This window comes from Flavobacterium sp. ASV13 (assembly GCF_000745775.1).
Lineage (GTDB): Bacteria > Bacteroidota > Bacteroidia > Flavobacteriales > Flavobacteriaceae > Flavobacterium.
In genome coordinates this window covers 335,345-351,819 of sequence record NZ_JQJY01000004.1, presented here as the reverse complement: position 1 = coordinate 351,819, position 16,475 = coordinate 335,345, and the positions used below count along the sequence as shown (strand labels likewise).

15 protein-coding genes are annotated in these 16,475 nt (G+C 31.5%); 14 read left to right on the top strand and 1 reads right to left on the bottom strand.

What is annotated here, in order from left to right; genetic code table 11:
- Positions 1–298 precede the first annotated feature (298 nt).
- Positions 299–937, top strand: a complete 639-nt coding sequence (locus GQ47_RS12230; RefSeq protein ID WP_035648873.1) for a sugar-binding protein — start codon at positions 299–301, stop codon at positions 935–937.
- Positions 938–1,042: 105 nt separating this feature from the next.
- Here GQ47_RS12230 and GQ47_RS12225 read toward each other — a convergent pair whose 3' ends face one another.
- Positions 1,043–2,080 (bottom strand): LacI family DNA-binding transcriptional regulator, encoded by a 1,038-nt coding sequence (locus tag GQ47_RS12225; protein ID WP_035648871.1) that lies wholly within the window; start codon positions 2,078–2,080, stop codon positions 1,043–1,045.
- A gap of 232 nt (positions 2,081–2,312) precedes the next feature.
- Here GQ47_RS12225 and GQ47_RS12220 point away from each other — a divergent pair, with 232 nt between their 5' ends.
- The 13 genes from GQ47_RS12220 (at position 2,313) to GQ47_RS12160 (ending at position 16,419) form a co-directional block, all read left to right on the top strand.
- Positions 2,313–3,404, top strand: coding sequence for a mevalonate kinase family protein (locus tag GQ47_RS12220; protein WP_035648870.1), 1,092 nt, complete (start codon positions 2,313–2,315; stop codon positions 3,402–3,404).
- Positions 3,405–3,414: 10 nt separating this feature from the next.
- The gene (locus tag GQ47_RS12215) at positions 3,415–4,290 is read left to right on the top strand and encodes a sugar phosphate nucleotidyltransferase (protein ID WP_035649404.1); all 876 of its coding nucleotides are present in this window, start codon (positions 3,415–3,417) and stop codon (positions 4,288–4,290) included.
- Positions 4,291–4,464: 174 nt separating this feature from the next.
- Entirely contained in the window at positions 4,465–5,838 is a 1,374-nt protein-coding gene (locus tag GQ47_RS12210) for a sugar MFS transporter (RefSeq protein ID WP_081909347.1), read from the top strand.
- Positions 5,839–5,870: 32 nt separating this feature from the next.
- Positions 5,871–7,799: a glucosamine-6-phosphate deaminase gene (nagB, locus tag GQ47_RS12205; protein WP_035648869.1), complete on the top strand. Its 1,929-nt coding sequence runs from the start codon at positions 5,871–5,873 to the stop codon at positions 7,797–7,799.
- 211 nt (positions 7,800–8,010) lie between these two features.
- The gene (locus GQ47_RS12200) at positions 8,011–8,247 is read left to right on the top strand and encodes a DUF3820 family protein (RefSeq protein WP_035648867.1); all 237 of its coding nucleotides are present in this window, start codon (positions 8,011–8,013) and stop codon (positions 8,245–8,247) included.
- Positions 8,248–8,398: 151 nt separating this feature from the next.
- Entirely contained in the window at positions 8,399–9,232 is an 834-nt protein-coding gene (locus GQ47_RS12195) for a DUF6625 family protein (RefSeq protein ID WP_035648866.1), read from the top strand.
- 91 nt (positions 9,233–9,323) lie between these two features.
- Complete coding sequence (locus GQ47_RS12190; protein WP_035648865.1) at positions 9,324–10,670, top strand: hypothetical protein; 1,347 nt, start codon at positions 9,324–9,326, stop codon at positions 10,668–10,670.
- A 2-nt stretch (positions 10,671–10,672) separates the two neighbouring features.
- Complete coding sequence (locus GQ47_RS12185) at positions 10,673–11,221, top strand: hypothetical protein (RefSeq protein WP_035648862.1); 549 nt, start codon at positions 10,673–10,675, stop codon at positions 11,219–11,221.
- 5 nt (positions 11,222–11,226) lie between these two features.
- Positions 11,227–11,688, top strand: a complete 462-nt coding sequence (locus tag GQ47_RS12180; protein ID WP_193745223.1) for a hypothetical protein — start codon at positions 11,227–11,229, stop codon at positions 11,686–11,688.
- Between the two features lie 3 nt (positions 11,689–11,691).
- Entirely contained in the window at positions 11,692–12,165 is a 474-nt protein-coding gene (locus tag GQ47_RS12175) for a hypothetical protein (protein ID WP_152561027.1), read from the top strand.
- 81 nt (positions 12,166–12,246) lie between these two features.
- Complete coding sequence (locus tag GQ47_RS12170) at positions 12,247–12,906, top strand: tetratricopeptide repeat protein (protein ID WP_152561026.1); 660 nt, start codon at positions 12,247–12,249, stop codon at positions 12,904–12,906.
- 8 nt (positions 12,907–12,914) lie between these two features.
- Positions 12,915–15,101: a peptidase domain-containing ABC transporter gene (locus GQ47_RS12165; RefSeq protein ID WP_035648854.1), complete on the top strand. Its 2,187-nt coding sequence runs from the start codon at positions 12,915–12,917 to the stop codon at positions 15,099–15,101.
- The gene (locus GQ47_RS12160) at positions 15,094–16,419 is read left to right on the top strand and encodes an HlyD family efflux transporter periplasmic adaptor subunit (RefSeq protein ID WP_051951508.1); all 1,326 of its coding nucleotides are present in this window, start codon (positions 15,094–15,096) and stop codon (positions 16,417–16,419) included. The genes GQ47_RS12165 and GQ47_RS12160 overlap by 8 nt, the downstream gene beginning before the upstream one ends.
- Positions 16,420–16,475 lie beyond the last annotated feature (56 nt).

Below are 16,475 nucleotides of genomic sequence, written 5' to 3'. Positions count from 1 at the left end.
AAAAAAAAATGGAAATTAGCGGACATTTAAAAAGTGTGCTTTTTTAAATAATAAATGGTGTTTTTGAAAATAGTTGTGAATTTCGCAATGACCAATCCAAAAACGTATAAATTAAGCAGGGTTTTCTGATGTCTTTTTAAAAGGAATTTTTCGGTTTATTTAAGAAAAGCAAAAGTTTTTTATTCATCTTTAAAGCAGATTTAGTTTCTTTAAAAATGAATAGCTGTAGAAGCGGAGTTTAAAGATGTTTTCGGGTTTTTTAAAAATCAAAAATTAACAAAAATTTTAAATCAAAATCATGAAAGAATATCAAGTAGTTTTAATCACAGAAAATGTGAAAAATGAAATGGAAATTTTGGATCAGTCAATTTGGAAAAATGCAAATTGTCTGACTGATTTTTCATCGCCATGGAATAATGATTTGGTTTCTAAAATTGAGTTTCGAGCACTTTGGAATGCTCAAAACCTTTATTTTAATTTTAGGGTTTTTGATACTGATATTTATATCGATAAAAAAGACAATAGTATTGATAGTATTGGAAACTCAGATCGTGTTGAGCTTTTTTTTAGAGAAAACGATTCTCTGAATCCGTATTATTGTCTTGAAATAGATACTTCGGGAAGATTAATGGATTTTGAAGCAAAGCCGAACAAAGATTTTGATTTTAACTGGAAATGGCCAAAAGAAGATTTAAGCATAACAGCTTCAAAAGATGCAGTTTCTTTTACTATTGAAGGAAGAATCAGTATTGAATCATTAAATAAATTGAGTTTGATTCAAAACAATAGAATTGAAGCGGGTATTTTTAGGGCAAAATTTTCTAAAGGTGAAAATCAAAACTATGAACCAACATGGATTTCATGGGTAAATCCAAATACCGAAACTCCAAATTTTCATATCGCTTCATCTTTTGGTAAGTTGATTTTGATGAAATAGTTTGGGTAAAGTGACAAAGAAACAAAGAAACAAAGAAACAAAGAAACAAGGGAGCAAAGGTTTAGGGGGATTTCCTATAAGGAAAAAACTTAGAACCTTAGCATCTTAAAAATAGAAAGACGCATTTTCAGAATTGATAATATCAATTGGAAGCAAAATAGTATCCGGAAACTCTTTTCGGAATAAAAAATGTTCTACTAAAGTGCTGACTCCCAAATAAGCTTGTCTTTTTTGATTTTGATGAATTAAAAAATGAACTTTTCCCTGATTCAAGAAATTGACATTCTTTTCAATTAAATCGTAACCAATAAGTGCAATTTTTTTGGTTGTCGCCAATGATAAAACGGAGGCGATTTGATATGCTTTTGAAGTGGTAATGAAAATCCCGCTTAAATCTGGGTTTTCTTCCAGAAATGCAGTAAACTTGGTTTCAATATTAGAATATTTGAGCTTCAGAGTGGTTAAAGAAAAATCAGAAAGTTCTTTTTCGTCAAAATAATTTCTGAATCCTTTTTCCTTTTCCTGCATGTGAACTGCGTTTTTAAGACTTTCGTCAATATGGATAATCGCAATTTGGCCTTGACTTAAAATTAAATTCATTAAACTCGCCGCAACGCGTCCGCTTTTGTGTAAATCCTGTCCAACAAAACTTTTAACAGATGAAGATTCAACCTGGTTGTTAAAAGTATTTACCATAATTCCCAATTCGTCGTACTGTTTGATAATTTCGACAGTTTCTTTGTGAAACAGCGGCGTCAGTAAAACAGCATCAGGAGATTGCGAAATAATGGTTTCGTTAACCTTTAAAAAAGATTTAGTGCTTTCTGGATTAAAATAATGAGTTTCAATAATAACGCTATAAGCTTTAAATTCTGTAATAGCATCCTGAATTCCGTTAACACAAGGAAGCCAATAAGGGTCAAATGCCGGATCAGGAAGCAAAACACAAACGCGATAAATTTTAGTGCTCTTCAGATTACGCGCAATTAAGTTTGGTTCGTAGTCAATAACATTCAAAACTTCATTGATTTTCTCAAGCGCAGCAGGAGAAACTTTTCCTCTATTATGCAAAACGCGATCTACAGTCCCCTTAGAAACTCCAGCCATTTGCGCAATATCCTTAATTGTGTACTTTTTATCCATATAAGCAAATATAAAAACTTTGATTTAATTATCGGAAAAAAAATTGATTGATTTCAATTATGTGCTCGAGAACATAAATTTTGTGTGTTCGAGCACATTTTTTGTTTTTTTCTTGTTTTATCAAAATTTAATATATAGTTTCGTAGAATCAAAACCGAAAATATCAAATAAATTTATAACCAACAAATATTGTAAATTACTGATTTATAATATTCTAATGTAATTTGTTTACATGAAAAAAATTACTTCACTCGCCCCGGGCCGTACTTGTCTCTTTGGAGATCATCAGGACTATTTAGGATTGCCTGTTATAGCCTGCGCGATAGATCGAAATATAAAGCTGACCGCAGAGCAAAATACCACGAATACATTTATTATTAATATGATTGATATCAATGAAATTAGAGTCATTGATATTAATGCATCTTTTGAAATACTCGAGCCACGAGATTACTTCGCTTCGTCTTTGCGTGTTTTACGCAGGCATGGCTGTATTCCCACTAGTGGCTATACAATTACGATTACGGGAGATATTCCAATAAATTCTGGTACATCAAGTTCATCGGCATTATTAATGGCCTGGATTCGGTTTTTAATCGAAGCCTTCGGAGTTAATGAAGAAGTCACTCCAGAATTTATTGCCAAAATAGGATATGCATCTGAAGTTTTGGAGCATGGAGAGCCTGGCGGAATGATGGATCATTTTAGTATTGGAGTAGGGAATATTGTTTTTATTAATACCAAAGATCCTTTTTCCTATCGTTCTATCGGCACAGAATTAAAAGGTTTAATCACAGGAGTTTCCGGAGTTCCAAAAGAGACTATCGGATTAATTGGAGAGTTAAAAGGAAATGCTTTAATGGCGATTGATCTTGTAAAACAAAATTATTCTGATTTTGATTTGAATGCTTCTGAAATTGAAGATATTGGTCGTTATAAAAATTGTCTGCCAGATCGTTTGATTCCGTTTTTTGAAGCGGCATTGAAAAATTACCATTATACTAAAGAAGCATTAAAAGAATTTGAAAAACCCGTTTTAGATCTTAAAAAAATTGGTTTTTGGATGAATCAGCATCATGAAGTTTTGCGCGATTTATTGAAAATTACCGTGCCACGAATTGATACTATGATAAATGCTGCTCTTCGAGCGGGTGCATTCGGAGCAAAAATTGTAGGTTCTGGAGGCGGAGGAAGCATTGTTGTAATTGCAGATCCTAAAAATGAGGCTTCAGTTATTGAGGCAATTTTGAATGCTGGCGCACAAGAAGCTTATAGCGTAACCGTTGATCCAGGCGTGAGAATTATTGAAAATATTGAAATTTAGAGAAAGAAATATGCACAACAATTTAGTTATTCTTGCGGGCGGAGCATCGTCACGTATGAAAAAAGAAGCCGTTACAGATAATTTATCTGCAGAAGAAATCGCTCAGGCAAATGAAAGAAGTAAAGGTTTGATTGGCGTTGGATTAAGCGGAAGACCTTTACTGGATTATCTTTTATTGAACGCTAAAAAAGCAGGTTATCAAAATATTTACATCATTATAGGAGAACAGGGTGAATTGTTTAAAGAATTTTACGGAAGTCATGATACTGATAATGATTTTCATGGACTAAATATTTCATTTGCCGTTCAATATATTCCAGAAGGAAGAATTAAACCTTTTGGAACAGCAGATGCACTTTTTCAGGCTGTTGAGCAATTTCCGGAGCTGAATGAATTGGAATATTCTGTTTGTAATAGCGATAATTTATATTCTGCAGAAGCTTTGTTGGCTTTAAGAAAAACAGAAAGTCCAAATGCTTTTATCAGTTATGATCGTGACGCTTTGGAATTTCCTTTGGAAAGAATTTCGCGTTTCGCCATTGCAAAATTGGATGAAAATAATCAGTTATTGGATATTTTAGAAAAACCTGAAGCTTCTGATTTGGAACATTATAAAGATGTGGAAGGGAAAATAAGAGTAAGTATGAATGCTTTTAAATTTACTGGAAAGACTTTATATACACATCTTAAAAATTGTCCGGTAAATCCTGAAAGAGATGAAAAAGAGTTACCTACAGTTCTTTTGAATACTGTAAAAGCAAATCCGAACACCACAATCGGAATTCCATTTTCTGAACATGTTCCTGATTTGACAGCAAAAGAAGACATTGCCGACGTCAAAGAATATCTTAAAAAACACTATCCAGTACTTGACTGGGAGTCTTAAAAATATTAACAAAAATTTCATATCTATTTTAGGGATTAGTACAACTTATTACATTACTTTTGTATTGCAAAAAAAACGCAATTTTTTGCGTAAAAAACGCAAGATAGTTTGGTGGTGTTGATTCTACTATAGATTGAAAGCAAAAAATCTATTAACAATCAACCCAAAAGTATTATGTCGAACATTGAAAATGTTATCCAGGTAGAAAAAAGGAATTCAATAATTCCGATGGTTATTTTGACCGCATTATTTTTTATTCTCGGATTTGTAACGTGGCTGAACGGACCATTAATTCCATTTTTTGAACTAGCATGTGAGTTATCTCCATCTCAGGCTTACTTTGTAACTTTTGCTTTTTATATTGCATATTTTGTTATGGCTGTGCCGTCATCGTGGGTTATCGAAAAAGTAGGCTACAAAAATGGCATTTCGCTCGGATTATTGATTATTGCGTTAGGAGCATTTTTGTTTTATCCAGCAGCCGAAAGCCGTACTTTTTTACTGTTTTTAATAGCGCTCTTTGTTATGGGAACCGGTTTAGCGATTTTACAAACGGCTTCAAACCCGTATGTAGTTGTAATTGGCCCAAGGGAAAGTGCTGCAGCAAGAATTAGCGTTTTGGGAATTGCTAATAAATTAGCCGGATTTGTAGCACCAATTATATTAACCGCTTTGGTTTTGTCAAATATGCAGGAGTTCACGGCAGACAAAATTGCAATGCTGGATTCGGTTTCAAAATCAAATGCTTTAAATTCTCTTGCATTGCAATTACAAAGACCTTATCTTTATATGGGGTTGATTATTATTGTGTTGGCTTTATTTGTGAAGCTTTCACCTCTCCCAGAGATTGATTTGGATGAAGATGGAAATGTAACAAATTTGAGTGTTTTTAAGCAAATTAAAAACGCATTCAAACGCCCTCAATTGGTTTTAGGAGTTGTAACTTTGATGCTTTATTTGGCAGCTGAAGTTTTGGCGGGAGATTCAATTGGAGGTTTTGGAAAACAATTAGGCGTTTATGGAGACGAAGGGAATTTTTACTTAAAACTAACTTCTTTCACAATGTCGGCGATGGTTGTGGGCTATATTTTAGGAATAACTTTGATTCCAAAATACCTTTCGCAAGTAACAGCTTTAAAAGGATCTGGAGTTTTAGGAATTATTTTGGTTCTGTCAATTGTTTTGATTTCACCAAAATTAATGGTTCAGTTGCCGGGAATTCCAAATTTGCCAATTGTAATTCTTTTGGTAGCTTTATTAGGTTTAGCAAATGCACTTTGCTGGCCGGCGATTTGGCCAATGGCATTAGAAGATTTGGGCGGATACACTAAAATAGGAAGTGCTATTTTAATTATGGGAATTATTGGCGGTGCAATCTTTCCTTTGTTTTATGGCTTGATTACGGAAACTATAAATATATCAAATATTGCAGCCGGGACAGAAGCAACTTCAAGAAGTGGCAATCAGCTTGCGTATTTAATGCTTTTGCCATCTTATGTAATGATTCTTTTTTATGCTGTAAAAGGACATAAATACCGAAAATGGTAAAATAAATTAGAGAAATTAAAAAAAACTATATCATGTTAAAAAGTAAAATCGACAAGGCAACGGGATTCGAAAAACGATTCGAAAACATCAACACGGTTGTTTTTGAAAATTCTTCAGAAGCTTCAAAAGCAGTTGCTCAGGAAATTGCAGCTTTAATTCAGTCAAAACAAAAAGAAAATCAACCTTGCATTTTAGGACTTGCAACAGGTTCTTCTCCAAAAGGACTTTATGCTGAATTAGTTCGCTTGCACAAAGAAGAAGGTTTGAGTTTTAAGAACGTAATCAGTTTTAATTTGGATGAATATTATCCAATGGAACCAAACTCAATCAACAGTTATGTTCGTTTTATGAAAGAATTGCTGTTTGATCATGTCGATATTTTACCTGAAAACGCTCATGTTCCAGACGGACTTTTAACAAAAGAACAAATTGCAGATTATTGCCATGAATATGAAGCTAAAATCGAAGCTTTAGGCGGAATCGATTTGCAGATTCTTGGAATTGGAGGAAACGGACATATTGGTTTTAATGAATCAGGTTCGCTACAAAACTCTAAAACACGTTTAGTAGCTTTAGATCATATAACAAGAGTTGCGGCAAGCAAGGATTTCTTCGGATTAAATAATACGCCAAGAACAGCAATCACACTTGGAGTGAAAAAAATCATGGAAGCCAAAAGAGTAATTTTATTGGCTTGGGGAGAAGGAAAAGCAAATATTGTAAAAAGATCTGTTGAAGATGAAGTTACAAACCGAGTTCCAGCTTCGTTTTTGCAGGAACATGATAATGCTGTTTTTATTTTAGATAAAGAAGCTTCTTCTAAATTAACTAGAATCAATAAACCGTGGTTAGTTGAGAAAATTGTCTGGACGGATAAATTAACTCGTAAAGCAGTTTTGGGATTGGCATTAGATCTTAAAAAACCAATTTTAAAGCTTACGGACGCTGATTACATCGAAAACGGAATGAGCGATTTATTAGCAGATTCTGGTCCGGCGTACGATACTAATATTAAAATTTTCAATAAGCTTCAAAATACTATCACAGGTTGGCCAGGCGGAAAGCCAAATGCAGACGACACTAATCGTCCTGAAAGAGCAGAGCCAGCTAAAAAACGTGTATTGATTTTCAGTCCGCATCCGGATGATGATATTATCAGTATGGGTGGAACTTTCATGCGTTTGCAGGAACAAGGGCATGAAGTGCATGTGGCGTACCAAACTTCAGGAAATATCGCTGTAGCGGATGATGAAGCGTTGCGTTTTGCAAGATTCGTGATCGATTACAACGAAAAATTCGGAATCAAAAGCGCTGAGGCTGACAACATTTACCAAAAAGCGCATACCTTTTTAGAGAATAAAAAGAATAGCGAAATTGATATTCCAGAAGTCCGTTATATTAAAGGATTAATCAGAAAAGGAGAGGCGAGAGCGACAAGTCATTTTGTTGGTTTGCCAGATAGTCAAATTCATTTCATGGAATTGCCTTTCTATGAAACTGGAACAATTGAGAAAAAACCAATTGGGCCAGAAGATATTCAACTAACGGTTGATTTAATTGAAAAAATCAAACCGCATCAAATTTATGCAGCCGGAGATTTAGCAGATCCACACGGAACGCATAAAGTTTGTTTGGACGCTATTTTTGAAGCTGTAAAAGTTCTAAAACCAAAATCATTTATGGATGATTGCTGGTTATGGTTATACCGCGGCGCTTGGCAGGAATGGGGAATTGACGAAGTCGAAATGGCAGTTCCAATGAGCCCAGATCAGGTTTTAGCAAAACGTCACGGAATCTTCAAACACCAATCTCAAAAAGACGGTGTCGTTTTTCAAGGAACTGATGCCAGAGAATTTTGGCAAAGAGCCGAAGACAGAAATAGTGAAACGGCAGCTTTATATCAGCAATTAGGTTTAGCAACATATGCAGCGATGGAAGCTTTTGTGAGATGGCATTATTAAGATGCTATCCCGATAGCTATCGGGACTAAGATTTTATATTCGCCACTAATTCACGAATTGATTTAAATATAATTCGTGAATTAGTGGCGAAAATCTTTTAAATCCTTTTAATCTGTGGCAAAAGAAAAAATAAGTGATAGTTTTGTATACAATTAAATTAAGCGGAATAATATATTTTTCTTTGTTCTAGCTTTTTTCTTCCTTAAAAAAAATGGAACAAGACAAAAAACTTCTCATAAAATTAGCCCATACCAAAATGCCTTTCGGGAAATACGAAGGTCGTTTTTTAATTGATTTACCCGAATATTATGTCGTTTGGTATCATAATAAAGGTTTTCCAAAAGGAGAATTAGGCCAGCAATTGCAATTGATTTATGAATTAAAACTAAACGGATTGGAAGAATTAATACGAAATATTAAGAAACAATATCCAAAACCAATAAAATAGTAGGAAAAATCTTTGCAAGTTTAATTTTTTTTATTTAAGTTTGAAATACAAAAATATTATAATTTCCAAAAACAAAGTGATACCACAGAATTCAAGCCTGAATTCATAAATGTGTACAAGTCAGTGTTTTTTAAATTATAATATTTTTTTTATGCCTAAACTTACTTCTATAGCAAGTATTACTTGCTGGTATGGCAAATTTCCTTGGTACTTTCCTTATTTTTTGCATTCGTGCTCTTTTAACCCAACAGTCGATTTTTATATTATTACTGATAATAAGAATAAGATTGATAACAAACCGGAAAATGTAAAAATAATCTACAAAACACTTGATGAAATAAAAGCATCTGCATCTGAGAAACTTGGTTTTTCGGTGAATATTGATTATCCATATAAATTATGCGACTTTAAACCAGCGTATGGATTTCTATTTCCTGAAATAATTGAAAGTTATGATTTTTGGGCACAAAGTGATCTTGATATTATATTTGGAGATATTCGATTATTTCTAACTGAAGATTTTTTGGCTTCATATGATTTTATAAGTATGCGCCATGACTATACTACAGGTTGTTTTGCATTGTATCGAAACAATGAAATAATGAATACTTTTTTTATGAAGAGTAAAGATTATAAGCTCGTTTTTTCGAACTCAAAGCACTTTTGTTTTGATGAATGCAATTTTGCCTGGGACCCCCTCACTTTTGGAAGGTCAATATTTGAAATTCAAACAGAAATTGTAAGTTTTACTCATCTTGTCAAAGCAGCAGAAATAACCAAAGAAATTAGAACTCATTTTGATTTTATTATTATTGAAGGTTATACAGGCGATGTAGTTTTTGAAAATGGTAAAATCATTTATAAAAACGAATATGAAGGATTGTTGTTTCATCTCTTCTGGATTAAAAAAACATATTCTCCGAAAATACCTCCTAAAAACATTCCTAACTTTTATAAAATAGGACCTGTCAAAATTACGCATTAAATTAATTTTATAATTTTAACAATAAAAAACTTACTAATTAATTTATTTATTTGTTTTATTTTTATCAAACGAACCAACAAAAACAGTAAAAATGAGAGTATTAAAAAAAATGAGTTTTGATGCTTTAGTAGGAAATATTTCTATTGAAGATATGAAGTTTATTATGGCAGGCAGTGGTTCTGTTGTAAATGGTAGTTCTTATACACAACAAACTACAGCTGGTTTTGCCCCAGGTGGTGGTTCTGGAAATATGTGGTTTTATGCTACTGATAGAGGTTTGTCCTCACAGTTTAGTATAACAGGAACTTTATTATTTACTCCAAATGGGGACTATAATAATCCTTCAATTTCATCTAACCAAAATGCCTATGGTTACGGGTCTGCTAATTATGGTGGCACTTATAATAGTGGTTATGGGAGTGGAAGTATTTTTAGCAATGCTCAAGGATGGACAAGTACAGGTGATGGAATAATTACTACTAATCCAAATGATATCAATCGGTTTATAAATTTTGTTAAATATAATAGCGTTACTGATCCACAAGTTTCATGGAATAAAATTGCAAATTTCTTGAATAATGAGCAAACTATTGAAGGCAGGGCTCTTAATAATGGAATTTATGGAGCAATTAATCTTAATGAGGTGATAATAATGAATAATTATAAAGGGCCAAGCTCTATATCACAAGGGATTAATTATGAAAATGGTGTATTATCTTTAGGGGTCATGATGGGGAGTGGAGGCGTTATGATGGGAAGTGGAGGATCAATTAATAATCCTGCTAATATAAAACCATCAGCAGAATTTTTGGCATCACCTTTTGGAGAAGTATATAATAAATTAACGAATCAAAATAATAATTTCCTTTGCTTATTGGAAAAATTTAATAACTCAAAAACTTTTAATCTAAGTTATATATATTCGAGTGTTGGAATGCCTTCGACTTTTGATGCTCAAACATCGGTAAGTCTAATTGTACAGGGTAAGACAATTATTGGAGCAAATGTAACCCAACAATTTGACCCAGCTAAGATTTTTGGCGTATCAGTAAATGGAAATGTTACTAAAACTTATGAAAGAAGCGAAATAGGTAAAGTGACAGATATTTTGCATGAAGCATTACATGCATACATCAATATTAATGGAGTTTCGAGTGGAGGAGATCATACAGCCTATAATCAGTACCGTACGTTGTTAATAGATACTCTGACAGAGTATAATATAGATAATAACCTTGGTTTTACTGCTAGTCAAATTAATGAATTAGCTTTCAAAGGGACTTTTGGTTCAAGTAATACTGCACCTTCAGAACAATTTTCATGTTATATACAAAGTATAGCGGAAAAAAATGGAACAACGTACAATGAAGAATTTAAAGCTTATGAAAATAGATTAAGTGATTTAAATTGGACTTTAGTAAGTACTAAAACAAATTAATAATGAAAAAATACGGATTTAACTTACTTTGTGTACTGTTTCTTTTTACCATAGGAATAAATGCTCAAGAGAAACAAACATTTAAATTTATTGAAATCAATAAAAAACAAGCTTGGGATGGAGGGTATATTCAAAGAGATTTTGAATATACTAGGGTATATCATGAAAATAATATTATAGAAGAGATCGGTATTTTACCTGGATCACATTCGTTTTTTTTTAAAATAAAAAAAGGGAATTGGTATATTAAAAATTTGAAACAATGGGAAATATTTTATTCTCCAGAAAAAAATGTATCTCCCAAAATATTTTCATTTGATAGATGGTTTTCATTAAAATTTGAAAAAAAAGATTTTGTAAATACGAGTGAATGTTCAGTATATACTTTTCAAAATGAAGAATATTCTACAAAACAAGGAGATAAAACAATTATTCATAGTGAAGTCAATGATTTTCCCTTTACACAATATTGGTTCAATAAGGAATTAGGTATTATAAAAATACGATCAGGAGATTTTGAGTTTGTAAGAGAGGATGTTTTAAAAAAATAATGCACATGAAAAAAATCGTAATTACCTCGATCCTAATAAATATACTATTATTAGGAGGTGTTATTGTATTGCTTAATAATTTTGATAATCTTATGAGCGTTTTAAAGCATGAGCAATTTCATCAAATAGATTTTGCTACTAATAAAAAAACTAATTTTGAAACTCACGTTAATCTTTATTTGAGACAATTTTCGGATCCTACTTTTACTAATACTACAGCTGAATTTAAGTTAGGACAAGTTTTATCATTAACAAATTATTTAATGAATATGGATAGAAATGATCCTAATAATGAATATGGTCGCAATACCATTATTAATAAAATAAATGAGTTCAATAATTTAAAAAATGGATACCAAATAGGCAATACAGAACTTCTTAGTCTTAATCCTAAAGAATTAAATTTGTTTGTTACGAAAGGTAGTGATAAATATGAACCAACAGTTTATACTCCATTAAAAAACTAAATGATGAAAAAAACAATATTTTTTATTTTACTAATTCTTATAGTGAGTTGTAAAAAAGATAACTCTTTGGAACATTATTTCACTACTAATGAAAATGAATATTGGGCTTGGTATGATAATTCAGATGGTTTTTTTGAAGGAGATTATGTAACATTTAATAATCATAAGTATAAAAATTATTTTATATCAGATCCTAGTACAGATAATAGTTTTGCAATAAAAGAATTTAATAAAGGAAGTAAAGGTGTAGAGTGGTCTGTAAGCAAAGATAGTTTTCTAACGATATATAATGATAAACAAAAAATAATTTACATAAATGATAAAGTAATTGTTTTGTCGATAAAAGGTAAAGTAACCGGAAAGCAAAAACACTGTTTTTTAATAAAAGAAAAAATAGATAAAGATCATAAAAGCTCTTATTATTATGAACAAGTCAATAAATGGAATTTTGAACCAGTACCCACTATATACAAATAGAAAAATGATTTCAAAGAAAGAATGTAAGAAATCAAGGAACGCTATAATTTACAGATTAATTTTAAAATGAAATTGCGACTATTGTTTTTGATTTTTACTCAGTTTTGTATTTCGCAAACTAAAGAGATTGATGAATTGATGATTAGTGGTGAAAAAGCGTTTTCTGAAAGCAATTTTTCACAAGCGAAGGAAATTTACACAAAAGTGACGAATATAATTCCGAATGATAAAAATGGCTGGTATAATCTAGGTGCATCTGAATTAGAACTTGGAGAAAATGAAAATGCATGCGAGCACTTTTATCAGGCTTTTTTATTAAATGATGGCGAAGCATTGCTCTTAATTAAAAAGCATTGCCCAAATTTTAGAAACGGCACAATAATGTCAATCGATGATGTTGAAGAAAAACCTAAGTTCATTTATAAGGAAAAAGAATACCCACTATTTGATAAAAACGGTATAAATCCAAAATTCACTGAAATTTTAGTTAGGAGATTTAAAAACTCTCGATTGTTGTATGACAATTACAGAGGGCGTCTATATGTCAAGTTTGAAATAACTGCAAATGATTCAATAGATTTGAAAATATTTGGTATTCAGGGGGATGAGAAAAAAGTACAAGCTATAAAGGATGAAGTTAAATTTATTTTTAATGACATGGTGAAGTATGTTTCAGCTAAAAATAAAGGAGTAAATGTTGAATTATGGGAAAAATGGGCATTGCCTATAACTTCAAAATAAAAAATTAAATGTTCAATTTTCCCCACGAGCATCAGCTCGATGCAAAAGATTGCGGTCCTACTTGTATAAAAATAATTGCTAAATATTATGGCAGGTTTTATAGCCTGCCTTTTTTACGCGATTTATGTGGCATTACACGTGAAGGTGTTAGTTTTTTAGATCTCAGTGATGCCTGCGAAAAAATCAGTTTGCGTACCAAAAGTATTAAAATAGACTTTGATACTTTAAGGGTAATTCCATTGCCTTGTATTGTACATTGGCAGGACAATCATTTTATTGTAGTTTATAAAATAAATAGTAAACAAGTTTTTGTTTCTGATCCTGCAAAAGGTTTATTGAAATATTCATTTGATAATTTTCAGAAAGGCTGGTTAAAAAAATCTAAAACAGGAGCAGTTTTAGCAATCGAGCCTATGGCAGATTTTAAACAACGATCGATAAATGATAAATTAGAAAGACGCAAAACACTTGAAAATTTCTTAGGTTATTTTACTCCATACAAAAAGAGTTTTATAAACTTATTTGTGGTAATGCTGATCGTAACAGTATTACAGGCATTTTTGCCGTTTATTTCAAAATCAGTTATTGATGTTGGTATTCAGACTAATGATTTAGATTTTATAGATCTGGTTTTAATTGCTAACATAACAATTATAGTAAGTATTTTGTTAAGCAATATGATTCGAGATTGGATTTTACTTCATTTAACTTCGAGGATTAATATTTCATTAATTTCTGATTATCTGATTAAATTAATGAGATTGCCAATTACTTTTTTTGAGAATAAGCTCATTGGAGATATTTTACAGCGTGCACAGGATCATGAGCGTATTCGTGATTTCATTATGAATAATTCGCTCAATTTTGTTTTCTCAATTTTGACTTTTTTCATTTTCGGAATTATTCTCTGTATTTACAGTCCAATTTTATGTTTGATTTATGTAATTGGAAGTGTATTGTTTATGGGGTGGGTTTTGTTTTTCCTTCGATTTAGAAAAAAACTGGACTGGGAATATTTTGATGTTCATACAAAAAATCAAAGTTATTGGGTAGAAACAATTGGTAGTATTCAGGATATCAAAATCAATAATTACGAAAAACAAAAAAGATGGAAATGGGAAGCACTTCAAGTTCAGTTATTCAAAATTGATCAAAAAATACTTCGTATTACAAATGCACAAAATCTTGGTGCGCAGTTTATCAATCAGCTAACCAATTTAGTGATTACATTTTATTGCGCCAAAGCTGTAATAAAAGGCGATATCACTTTTGGCGTAATGATTTCTACTCAGTTTATAATAGGAATGCTGAATGGTCCAATTATACAGTTTATTTCATTTATTCAATCCGCTCAATATGCTAAAATAAGTTTTTTGAGATTGAATGAAATACATGAGCTTGAAAATGAAGAAGAAAGCGACATCAACAACAATATAAAACTGCCGGAAGATAAAAGTTTGTTTTTACGAAATGTCAGTTTTCAGTACAGCCGAAATGGCGATTATATTTTGAGTAATATTTCTCTAATGATTCCTGAAGGAAAAGTGACTGCAATTGTAGGTGACAGCGGAAGTGGTAAAACAACTTTATTAAAACTTATTTTAAGATTATACAATCCTACTCACGGCGAATTGTCGATGGGAAATCTGAATATTCAGAATATTAATTTAAAACAATGGCGAGAGAGCTGCGGAGCCGTCATGCAGGATGGTAAAATATTTAGTGATACAATCCAAAATAATATTGTTTTAGATGATGAAAATATTGATTTTGTAAGATTGAAAAAAGCGGTAACCGCTGCTAATATTGCAACTGAAATTGAAGCGATGCCTAAAGGTTATCAAACCATGATGGGAGAAAGCGGAAGAGGTTTGAGTGGCGGACAAAAACAGCGTGTTTTAATTGCAAGGGCTTTGTATAAAGATCCTGATTATTTGTTTTTTGATGAAGCTACAAATTCTTTAGATGTTATCAACGAGCAAAAAATAGTAGTCGCATTGGAAGAAATATTTAAAAACAAAACGGTAATTGTTGTAGCGCACAGATTAAGTACGATTCGCAAAGCAGATCAGATTATTGTTTTAAAAAATGGTTATATAACTGAAATTGGTAATCACGATATGCTGATGACCAGAGAGAACGGGCATTACTATCAATTAGTTAAAACGCAAATAGGAGATACTATCAATGGTTAAAAAAGGATTTCACAAAACACTTAATGAAAATAGAACAGAAGAAGTGGCTTCAATAATTGAAAGAATGCCAACTAAATTTGGACTAACAATTAGTGGCGTTGTAATTGGTTTGGTTTTGCTTCTGCTTTTATTTGGCTATCTTATAAAATATCCATCGATATTAGCTGGTCAGATTGTTATAAATACACGTCAGGCTCCGGTTAAGCTTATAGCTTCAACTTCGGGAAATATTATTTTATTGGTCAATAAATCTGAAGCGAAAGTTAAAAGAGATGAATATTTGGCTTATATAAAAAATGAAGCGAATTTGGAAGATGTGAAGCTTTTAGACAAAATGCTTTATAAAACAAATATTCATCAGCTTAGTTATAAAGAAAATCGTCATTCATTTCCAGAAAATCTATCACTAGGTGAAATAAATAACAAATATTTTAATTTTTTAAATTCGTTATATCAATATTTGGATTATTCAGTACAACAGCCTTATGAATTTCAAAAACGAATAAATCAGAAGTTATTAGAATTGCAAGTAGCTAAATTTTCTCAACTGAAAAATGACGCTATAAATCAAAAAATAAAGTATAAAATATCTCAAAGTCTATTTAAAAAAGACTCAACACTATTTGCAAAGGATGTAACTTCTAAAGCTGATATTGAGCATTCACTTATTGCTAAAGCGAACAGTGAATTAGACTATTATGCTATTGACAAGGAAATTAATAATACAGCTTATCAGATAAATGAAGCTCAGAATAAAGCTCAGGTTATTGCAATTGAAAAAGCGGTTAAGGAAAGAGAACTTGTAGTTAATTTGTTTAACAGCTACTATGAGTTGGCTGATGCAGTGAAAAAATGGGAACGAACTTATGTTTTTGTTTCTCCTATTGAAGGTAAAATTGATTTTCTAAATTTTATTAAAACCAATGATTATATTCAGTCAGGTCAAGAATTATTTAAAATTGTACCAGATAATAACCAACTAATTGGGCAAGTTAATTTGCCAGAAAACGGATCGGGAAAAGTAAAAATAGGGCAAAGTGTTATTATTAAACTTAATAATTATCCGTACAATGAATATGGTTCAATAAAAGGAAAAGTAAGAAGAATTTCACTTGCAACAAATCAACAGGCTTTGTCTGATAACCAAAATAAAGTTAATTCTTATCTCGTAGATGTTAGTTTACCCTTTGGATTGAAAACCAATTATGGTGTTGAATTAAATTTTCATGCTGAAGCAAAAGGAAGTGCAGAAATCATTACTGAGGATCGAAGACTAATTGAACGCTTCTTTGATAATTTAAAATATAAACTAAAATAATTGTTTTAAATTTATTGTATTAGATGTTAAAAAAAAAAACAATATTAAAACCAATA

Coding starts and splice junctions, on each gene's coding strand:
- GQ47_RS12230 (WP_035648873.1), top strand. CDS start 299: ATGAAAGAATATCAAGTAGTTTTAATCACAGAAAATGTGAAAAATGAA.
- GQ47_RS12225 (WP_035648871.1), bottom strand. CDS start 2,080: ATGGATAAAAAGTACACAATTAAGGATATTGCGCAAATGGCTGGAGTT.
- GQ47_RS12220 (WP_035648870.1), top strand. CDS start 2,313: ATGAAAAAAATTACTTCACTCGCCCCGGGCCGTACTTGTCTCTTTGGA.
- GQ47_RS12215 (WP_035649404.1), top strand. CDS start 3,415: ATGCACAACAATTTAGTTATTCTTGCGGGCGGAGCATCGTCACGTATG.
- GQ47_RS12210 (WP_081909347.1), top strand. CDS start 4,465: ATGTCGAACATTGAAAATGTTATCCAGGTAGAAAAAAGGAATTCAATA.
- nagB (WP_035648869.1), top strand. CDS start 5,871: ATGTTAAAAAGTAAAATCGACAAGGCAACGGGATTCGAAAAACGATTC.
- GQ47_RS12200 (WP_035648867.1), top strand. CDS start 8,011: ATGGAACAAGACAAAAAACTTCTCATAAAATTAGCCCATACCAAAATG.
- GQ47_RS12195 (WP_035648866.1), top strand. CDS start 8,399: ATGCCTAAACTTACTTCTATAGCAAGTATTACTTGCTGGTATGGCAAA.
- GQ47_RS12190 (WP_035648865.1), top strand. CDS start 9,324: ATGAGAGTATTAAAAAAAATGAGTTTTGATGCTTTAGTAGGAAATATT.
- GQ47_RS12185 (WP_035648862.1), top strand. CDS start 10,673: ATGAAAAAATACGGATTTAACTTACTTTGTGTACTGTTTCTTTTTACC.
- GQ47_RS12180 (WP_193745223.1), top strand. CDS start 11,227: ATGAAAAAAATCGTAATTACCTCGATCCTAATAAATATACTATTATTA.
- GQ47_RS12175 (WP_152561027.1), top strand. CDS start 11,692: ATGAAAAAAACAATATTTTTTATTTTACTAATTCTTATAGTGAGTTGT.
- GQ47_RS12165 (WP_035648854.1), top strand. CDS start 12,915: ATGTTCAATTTTCCCCACGAGCATCAGCTCGATGCAAAAGATTGCGGT.
- GQ47_RS12160 (WP_051951508.1), top strand. CDS start 15,094: ATGGTTAAAAAAGGATTTCACAAAACACTTAATGAAAATAGAACAGAA.